At 66.1% G+C, this 7,199-nt stretch carries 9 protein-coding genes, 1 tRNA gene and 1 pseudogene; 4 read left to right on the top strand and 7 right to left on the bottom strand.

The annotated features are described in order from the left end of the window. Positions 1-1,105, top strand: a 1,105-nt coding sequence (locus FV217_RS21435; protein WP_210245159.1) for a histidine kinase, incomplete at its 5' end; no start/stop codon positions are given. 154 nt (positions 1,106-1,259) lie between these two features. Here FV217_RS21435 and rpoH read toward each other — a convergent pair. Further along, positions 1,260-2,150, bottom strand: coding sequence for an RNA polymerase sigma factor RpoH (gene rpoH, locus FV217_RS21430; protein WP_147820516.1), 891 nt, complete (start codon positions 2,148-2,150; stop codon positions 1,260-1,262). A gap of 253 nt (positions 2,151-2,403) precedes the next feature. Further along, on the bottom strand, positions 2,404-3,378 hold the full coding sequence (locus tag FV217_RS21425; protein WP_306424634.1) for an RluA family pseudouridine synthase: 975 nt from the start codon (positions 3,376-3,378) through the stop codon (positions 2,404-2,406). 126 nt (positions 3,379-3,504) lie between these two features. Here FV217_RS21425 and FV217_RS21420 point away from each other — a divergent pair. After that, a tRNA-Glu gene (locus FV217_RS21420) sits at positions 3,505-3,580 on the top strand. Positions 3,581-3,659: 79 nt separating this feature from the next. Next, positions 3,660-4,076, top strand: a complete 417-nt coding sequence (locus FV217_RS21415; protein WP_147820512.1) for a hypothetical protein — start codon at positions 3,660-3,662, stop codon at positions 4,074-4,076. Between the two features lie 197 nt (positions 4,077-4,273). Here FV217_RS21415 and FV217_RS21410 read toward each other — a convergent pair whose 3' ends face one another. Next, complete coding sequence (locus FV217_RS21410) at positions 4,274-4,498, bottom strand: hypothetical protein (RefSeq protein ID WP_147820510.1); 225 nt, start codon at positions 4,496-4,498, stop codon at positions 4,274-4,276. Positions 4,499-4,838: 340 nt separating this feature from the next. Next, on the bottom strand, positions 4,839-5,126 hold the full coding sequence (locus FV217_RS21405) for a hypothetical protein (RefSeq protein WP_147820508.1): 288 nt from the start codon (positions 5,124-5,126) through the stop codon (positions 4,839-4,841). 231 nt (positions 5,127-5,357) lie between these two features. On the opposite strand from FV217_RS21405, the gene FV217_RS23095 reads away from it, so the two are divergent. Continuing rightward, positions 5,358-5,531 carry a hypothetical protein gene (locus tag FV217_RS23095; protein ID WP_187272665.1) on the top strand — a complete coding sequence of 58 codons (174 nt, stop codon included), beginning with the start codon at positions 5,358-5,360 and terminating at the stop codon, positions 5,529-5,531. An 11-nt stretch (positions 5,532-5,542) separates the two neighbouring features. Here the strand turns inward: FV217_RS23095 and FV217_RS21400 are convergent, their stop codons facing one another. The 3 genes and pseudogenes from FV217_RS21400 to FV217_RS21385 all read right to left on the bottom strand — a co-directional run. Beyond that, entirely contained in the window at positions 5,543-5,923 is a 381-nt protein-coding gene (locus tag FV217_RS21400; protein WP_147820506.1) for a hypothetical protein, read from the bottom strand. A 599-nt stretch (positions 5,924-6,522) separates the two neighbouring features. Further along, positions 6,523-6,762: a hypothetical protein gene (locus FV217_RS21390; RefSeq protein WP_147820503.1), complete on the bottom strand. Its 240-nt coding sequence runs from the start codon at positions 6,760-6,762 to the stop codon at positions 6,523-6,525. A 326-nt stretch (positions 6,763-7,088) separates the two neighbouring features. Beyond that, positions 7,089-7,199, bottom strand: a pseudogene (locus FV217_RS21385) (IS630 family transposase); the annotation flags it as partial.

Below are 7,199 nucleotides of genomic sequence, written 5' to 3'. Positions count from 1 at the left end.
TCCCGAGGCCGCCCCGTCCTTCATGCCGGCGGCGCCGCCTGCGCCCCCACTTTCGCCGCAGCTGTCGCTGCCCCCTGCGCCTCCGCTCGAGCCCGAGACGCCGGCCGACGAGCCGCTGCCCGAGCCGGGGCCGCCGCCGGCCTTCACGGCCTTCGTGCCCCCCCAGCGCCGCCAGAAGACCGAGGACGCCTCCGCCGCCCCGACGAATCCCGCACTAGATGCCGATTCGGCCGGGACGTCTGTTCCCGACATCGCGCCGCCCGAGAACGGCGGCGGCCGCCGCAGGCCCAAGCTCGACGTCAAGGCGCCCCGCACCGGGCGCTCGCGCCAGTTGCGCAACCTCTTCGTCGGCGCCGTGCTCGCGGTGGTTATCGGCCTGATCGCCGTCGCCGCGATCATGCTCGCCGACAAGCGGAGCGACCTGCCGCAGAGTGCGGGCGACGGGGAGGGCAGCTCTTCGTCGGTGCCCGATGCGAAGCTGTCGGACCGGGTCGGCGGCGAGAGGCCGGATTCCGAGACGCGGCAGGCTTCGCCGGATACGGGTTCGCGCACCGACCTCGCGGTGGCTCAGCGCGCCGTGCTCTACGAGGAGAATCCGAACGATCCCAAGGCTCAGCCCGCCGCCACCCAGGGCCGCGTCGTCTGGCGTCTGGAGGCCGTGAACGGCGAGCAGGGTCAGCCGCTGCAGAGCGTCGTGCGGGCCAACATCGATTACCCGGAAGCCGGCCTGACGCTGTCGATGACGATCCGCCGGAACCTCGACGCGACGCTGCCGGCCTCCCACACCATCGAACTCGCCTTCACCAATTACGGCCCGGGCGAGAAGCGGGCGGTGCAGGAGATCGGCCTGCTGCAGCTCAAGGACGAGGAATCTTCCCGCGGCTCGTCCGTCTACGGCCTGCCGGTGCGGGTGCGCGACAACCTGTTCCTGATCGGACTGTCCAACCTGCCGGGGGACATCGAGCGCAACACCGAGATGCTGACCCATCGCAACTGGATGGACCTCGCCGTGAAGTACAAGGCCGGCCCGCGGGCGATCCTCACCTTCGAGAAGGGGTCGGCCGGCAGCCGGGTGATCCAGGACGCCTTCAACCAGTGGAAGTGAGCGTCTCGGGGCCGGGCTCGTTCGCCGGTCGGCGATCGGGAAAATGCGGGCGTTAGGTCTCGCCGCCATTCCTCTGCGCCATCGGACCGGGCTGACGGCCAAAGAAAAACGCCGGAGAGACATTCTCTCCGGCGTCATCGTTTTGCGACCGGTATCAGGCGCGGGCTTCGTGCCGCGGCATCTCGCGGGTCGCCAGATTGCGCTTCACCGCCTCCTGGATCTTCTCGAAGGCGCGCACCTCGATCTGGCGCACGCGCTCGCGGGAGACGCCGAACTCGCCGGACAGGTCCTCCAGCGTGATCGGGTCGTCCGCGAGGCGGCGGGCCTCGAAGATGCGCCGCTCGCGGGCGTTGAGCACCGAGAGCGCGTCGCGCAGGGCCGAGAGCCGGTTCTGGCCCTCCTGCTCGCCGGCGAGCACCGTCTCCTGGCTCGGGCTGTTGTCGACGAGCCAGTCCTGCCACTCGCCCTCGCCCTCTTCGCGCAGGGGCGCGTTGAGCGAGGTGTCGCCGGACAGGCGCCGGTTCATGTCGATCACGTCCTGCTCGGGCACGCCGAGGTTTTTCGCGATCGTGGCGACGTGTTCGGGGCGCAGGTCGCCCTCGTCTAATGCCGAGATCTTGCCCTTCGCCTTGCGCAGGTTGAAGAACAGCTTCTTCTGGTTGGCCGTGGTGCCCATCTTCACGAGGGACCAGGAGCGCAGGATGTATTCCTGGATCGCCGCCTTGATCCACCACATCGCGTAGGTGGCGAGGCGGAAGCCCTTGTCGGGCTCGAAGCGCTTGACGGCCTGCATCAAGCCCACATTGCCCTCCGACACAACTTCGCTGATCGGCAGGCCGTAGCCGCGATAGCCCATGGCGATCTTGGCCACGAGACGCAGATGGGACGTGACCAGCCGATGCGCGGCATCGCGGTCGCCCGCATCGCGCCAGCTCTTGGCCAGGGTGAATTCTTCCGTCGGTTCCAGCATCGGGAACTTGCGGATCTCGTCGAGGTAGCGCGACAGGCCACCTTCGTTGGCGAGCATGGGTAATGCGCCGGCCATGGACACCTCCTTCGTCGGCCCCCCAAACGGGCAGGCCCTGTGCGATCGACCGCTCCTCTTGAGCCGGTCGTTGCGCCTCCCATCTCTACAGGGAAGCCACGACGTCCGGTAGCGGCGGTCGCCACGCGAATGGCTTCAACGCACGAACTGGACTTCGGGTCTGAGTCTGCATGCCGGGTCACCGCGTCGCGGTGCCGAAACGCACCGGATCGTCAACGATTGCTTGACCGGTGCGTCGGTACAACGCTGCCGCTCAGACGGGTTTTCCGGAGAGCGCAGTGAGCAGGGCCGCCATGTCCGGCGGCAGCGGGCTCTCGAACCTGAGCTTCTCGCCGGTGCGCGGATGGGTGAATCCGAGCAGCGTTGCGTGCAGCGCCTGCCGACCCAGTGCCAGGAGCGCGGCGCGCGCCGCCTCCCCGAGCTTCACCGCCTTGGTCTTCAGCGCCCCGCCATAGGTGTCGTCCCCGAGCAGCGGGTGGCCGCGATGGCTGAGATGCACGCGGATTTGGTGGGTGCGCCCGGTCTCCAGCACGCAGCGCAGCAGCGTGACGATGCCGTCGGCATCGGGCTGCGCCTCAACCCGGTAATGCGTCACCGCGTGGCGGCCCTCGCCTTCGCGCACCACCGCGATCTTTTCCCGGTTCTTGTGGCTGCGGGCGAGGTTGGCGGTGATCGTGCCGGTGCGCGGCTCCGGCATCCCCCAGACGAAGGCGAGATAGGCCCGCTCCAGATCGCCGCTGCGGCCGTGATCGGCGAACTGCTTGGACAGGCGCTGATGCGCCCGGTCGTTCTTGGCGACGACCAGGAGCCCGCTGGTGTCCTTGTCGAGCCGGTGCACGATGCCCGGCCGGCGCACGCCGCCGATGCCCGAGAGGCTTTCGCCGCAATGCGCGACGAGGGCGTTCACCAGCGTGCCGGTCTCGTGCCCGGCGCCCGGGTGCACCACGAGCCCGGCCGGCTTGTCGATGACGATGAGGTCGTCGTCCTCGTAGGCGATGACCAGCGGCATCGCTTCACCGAGCGGCTCGGCCGGCGCCGCCTCCGGCACCGCGACTTCCAAGAATGCCCCCGGTCCGACCTTGCGGGAGGGGTCGAGCACCACGGTCCCGTCGCAGAGCACCTGCCCGCCCCGCACCAGCGCCTGCAGGCGCGAGCGCGAAATCTCTACGAAGGCCGCCGCAAGCACGCGGTCGAGCCGCTCCGGTCCCGCCTCCGGTGCGATGGTCACGCTCAGCCGTTCCGGCCCGTCCTCGTCGTCCTGCGCACCCGATATGACCGTGGCTCCACTTAAGCTGACCCGAGGGCCTTGCAGGCCCCCGATGGCGTCGGTATAGGAACCCTCGCCTGCCCGGAAGCTCCCATCGTCTAGCGGTCTAGGACGTCGCCCTCTCACGGCGAAAACAGGGGTTCGATTCCCCTTGGGAGCACCAGCAGGATCAATGACTTAGTCATGATCTCAGCAGGCCGTATCCCGTTCGTTGTCAAATTTGTTGCTCTTTGGGGGCAATCGTGACGATAGAACCGCCGGATCATCGCCTCGCCTCGAGTATCGCTGGCACGCCACCTCGAACATGGCCTGAGCTCGAGCGGTACGTCGCGGCAGAGGCAACATCTGCCGGCGAGAATGCTGAAGCCGCCGTTCGAGAACTGCGTCGTAAAGGCCCGATCACGCGCTTGCTTTGTCGTCAGCTCGCCATCGCGGTCCCACGCCAGAAGCGCGGAAAGAAGGACCGTCCTCAGCTCGACGACTTTACCGTCGTTGTCGTCGAGGCGCTCAAGCGGGATTATGGGTTGAGAGGCAAAGCACTATGGGACCGAGCGCATAGCGAGATCGCCGGGCGTGATTCCTTCATGGCCCTTTTCGAAAATGTCACCCCCGCGGCGATCGAGCGGCGGTATCACCGGGTGAAAAGCCGATCGTCCTGACGAAATACGTCGCAAAATTTCTGTCAGCGGACGCCTGATCGTCGCTGAGACACTCTTCGAGCCTCACTCCGCATCACGAATGCGTTTGATTACGGATCACCGACGATCTTTGAGCCGAAACGACGCTAGGGGCTTCATGAGCCTTGCTGCATTTGCTCAATAAGGCCGGGGGAACGGTATTTGTGCAGCAAGCTCACTCAGCCGATCGAAGGGAAGTGCTCGATAAACCGGAGGCCGCCCCATAGCTCGACGGCGTGGCCATCCACCATGGCTCTGGCTTGCTCTCGGCCATCCGCATCGTCCTTGGCAGCAACTCGAACGGGATTGGAGACCGTGCCGTCCCTGGCCAGAAGGAAAACGCTATATGCGGGCGGGGTCGGCGTCGACAGAATGTCGGAAAGGCGCTCCGGGATCTCTGCCATCTGCCGCTCCCTTCACTCGATATGCGGGAAAGACAGCTATTCGAAAAACCCGTTGTATTATAGCGCTTAAGCTCGGCCGTGACCCTCCGGTATGATACCGCACGCCCGACTCATCACCCCTTGGTGCATTTGCTCCGTAAGGCCGCGAAATAGTAGCGGGGCACTGGAGCCTCCTATTGCGACAGCTGACCCTCGGCCGTTCGCATGTTCATTCCACGGTACGGTCCGGGTAACGCCGGAAGGGAGGAAGATCCTGCGGCTGGTCGGGACGGGTGAGCCGGCTGACTGGACGAAAAGGGGCCGCCTCTCGGCGACCCCTCGGGCAATGCTTCCGGTCTAATCAGTAGCCGTACCCGCGGCGGCGATAGCCATACCCATCGTCGTAGCCGCGATTGCCGTAGGCGCCAGCCGCTACCGCGCCCGCTGCGAGACCGGCGATCCCGAGGCCGACGGCTGCGCCCGTGCCGATGCCGCGTCCACGGCGACCAGCGTACCCGCCATGATAGCCCCGATGCCCGCCGTAATAGCCCCCATGCCCGCCGCGGTATCCAGGTCGAGCATCGGCAGGCACGGCAGCAAGTGCGCCCAGGCTTAGGGCAGCAGTAAGCGTGATTGCGAGTTTGCGCATTCGGCACTCCATTCTAACGGTATGTGAAGCGCCAACTGCGGTAAGGCGCGGCCGTTCCAATGCTGGGAGATAAGCAGCATCGCGCGATGGCCTCGGGTAGATGGCCAGCGCGGCAGATCTGCCCGCCCTGTGAACTTCGAGGATAGCGGGCATAACGCCGATACGCCGCATTGCCCGTGACGCGGACGTCACGACGAAGCTGTTCGGTCCGTAAGCGTACGGAGGCCAGCGATGTTCACGTTCAGAGAGACGGCCCCGGGCACGTGGCGCTGGTCGTTCGTGTTTCGAGATCAGACGCTCGCGCACGAAGAAGGCTTCGATAGCGAGAGGCGGGCAAGGGCGGCCGCCATGGTGTTCGTGCGAGACGTCGGCGTGGCGCTGAAGAAGATGCCGGCGTGGGGCTAAGCAGGTCGATCTCAGGCCGCAGCCTTGCGCTTGGCGGCGAACTCCCAGATCGGCATCCCGCGCGGCATGCCAGGCGTGTCGCGGTAGCCGGCGGTACGCGTGAAGGCGATCCGGTTGGCCGAAATCGATGCCGCCTTGTCCCCGCTGACCATCAGGACGCCGCACCAGTCGACGCGCAGCGTGCCGTTCTCGGGATGCACCCCGAACAGCTCCGACGCCGTCCAGCCGAGCCGATGCGCCTCGGCACCGAACCGATCGAGGAAGTCGAGGGCGTTGTCGCGCATGGTGCCCCATCGCGCCGGAGACAGGTAGCGGCACGGCGGAACGGATGGGCTGAGCCGCTGGATGGCATCACGCCAGCCGGCGACCTCTGGCGGGAGATCGGTGAGCATGGCGCCGAACTACGACGTGGTCAGTCGAGTCGGCTGTAGCCGCCGGGTCACGGGAGTGACCGCACGAAAAAGCGGTATTGTGCAGCAAGCCCTCTCTGCTCTGCCGGCCTGGGCGCGCGCTAAGGCGCAGGATCACTTCCTTGGCCGGCCACTTCCTGCACATCGCATACAGCGACGGGCCATAGGACTGGTAGCTTCCTCCAATAGCCAAGGCCAAGTCTCGTCACGATGTTGGAAGGCCTGAGAGTGCGACCCTTGGGCTGACCAAGACGCCCTTCCCGATCCCTCGCGACAGCGCTAGCCTCTGAAGATGATCAAGCCTGCGACCGTCGCCATCGTCATCGGCACACCGTCTGGCCTTCGCCATCTGGCCAGTTCTTCCGAGCGGAATGCGGCCTGGCCCGCGGAGGAGGTCTTGAGGTCCCTCGGGGCGGACGTGCTATTGGCGAGCCTTTGGGTCCAGTGTGCCGACCCCGAGGCGGCCAAGCGCCTCACTAGCTACCTCCAGAGCGTGCGGGCCGAGGTGCTTGCGGAGGCAGAGCTTGGAGTTGGGCTAGGCTAGGCTGTACGCTTCCCTACGATTTGTGGGCAGCTGGCGCCTACCGCCAAAACATTTGCATCTCGTCGGGCGAGATGCCGGCCGCCGTCATGACGACGGCGCCACCGACCGCCAGGACTGCAAGGCAGAGCGGAGCCGGAGTGCCAGCATATCGCTCGACGAACGCTGCCAACATCCGTCGCGCGGTCTGCTCGATGTCGAGCCGGCCGGAGCACTCGCTACCCAGATCGTCCCACTCGATGGCGTTGCTGTTGTTGATGATGAAGAAGTACCGGGGCAAGGCATCGCTCTCATGCGGCCATTCAAGACGTTTGGGCAGAGCCCAATTGGTGCAATAGCACGCGTTGTAGGCCGACTCACTAGTGCAGGCCTACTAGTGTAACCCGAGGTTGAACCTTGGACGGCCTTACAGCCTCTTGGCGGCCGGAGCGCTCGGCGAGCCCTGAAGCGCAAAAAGGCTCGGCACGCCTTCCAACGCCCGGGCCTGAGGCAGGATCTCGCCTTGGAAGGCGAAGGGTAGACGGGTGAGCGGTGGGGCTTAGTCCGGCGTGCTTCAGATAGCCCTCGCCTTCAGGTGCTCGGTAAGCCAGCTAGAGCCGCATCCGATCATGCTGGATCGTATGCATCGTATCCAGCGGCGGCGAGGTAGTTGCGACATTCGGCAGGGGTGAAGGCAGCGAACGCGTTCTGGATCGCCTGCCGGAGGTCGGTGACGGT

It is taken from the genome of Methylobacterium sp. WL9 (assembly GCF_008040035.1).
Classification (GTDB): Bacteria; Pseudomonadota; Alphaproteobacteria; order Rhizobiales; family Beijerinckiaceae; genus Methylobacterium; species Methylobacterium thuringiense.
Note: the sequence above shows the minus strand (reverse complement) of the source record. Positions and strands in the feature narration are given on the sequence as shown.

Bases quoted from the DNA above. Each gene is read 5' to 3' on its own strand.
- rpoH (WP_147820516.1), bottom strand. From the start codon at position 2,150: ATGGCCGGCGCATTACCCATGCTCGCCAACGAAGGTGGCCTGTCGCGC.
- FV217_RS21410 (WP_147820510.1), bottom strand. From the start codon at position 4,498: ATGGCAGAGATCCCGGAGCGCCTTTCCGACATTCTGTCGACGCCGACC.
- FV217_RS21405 (WP_147820508.1), bottom strand. From the start codon at position 5,126: ATGCGCAAACTCGCAATCACGCTTACTGCTGCCCTAAGCCTGGGCGCA.
- FV217_RS23095 (WP_187272665.1), top strand. From the start codon at position 5,358: ATGTTCACGTTCAGAGAGACGGCCCCGGGCACGTGGCGCTGGTCGTTC.
- FV217_RS21400 (WP_147820506.1), bottom strand. From the start codon at position 5,923: ATGCTCACCGATCTCCCGCCAGAGGTCGCCGGCTGGCGTGATGCCATC.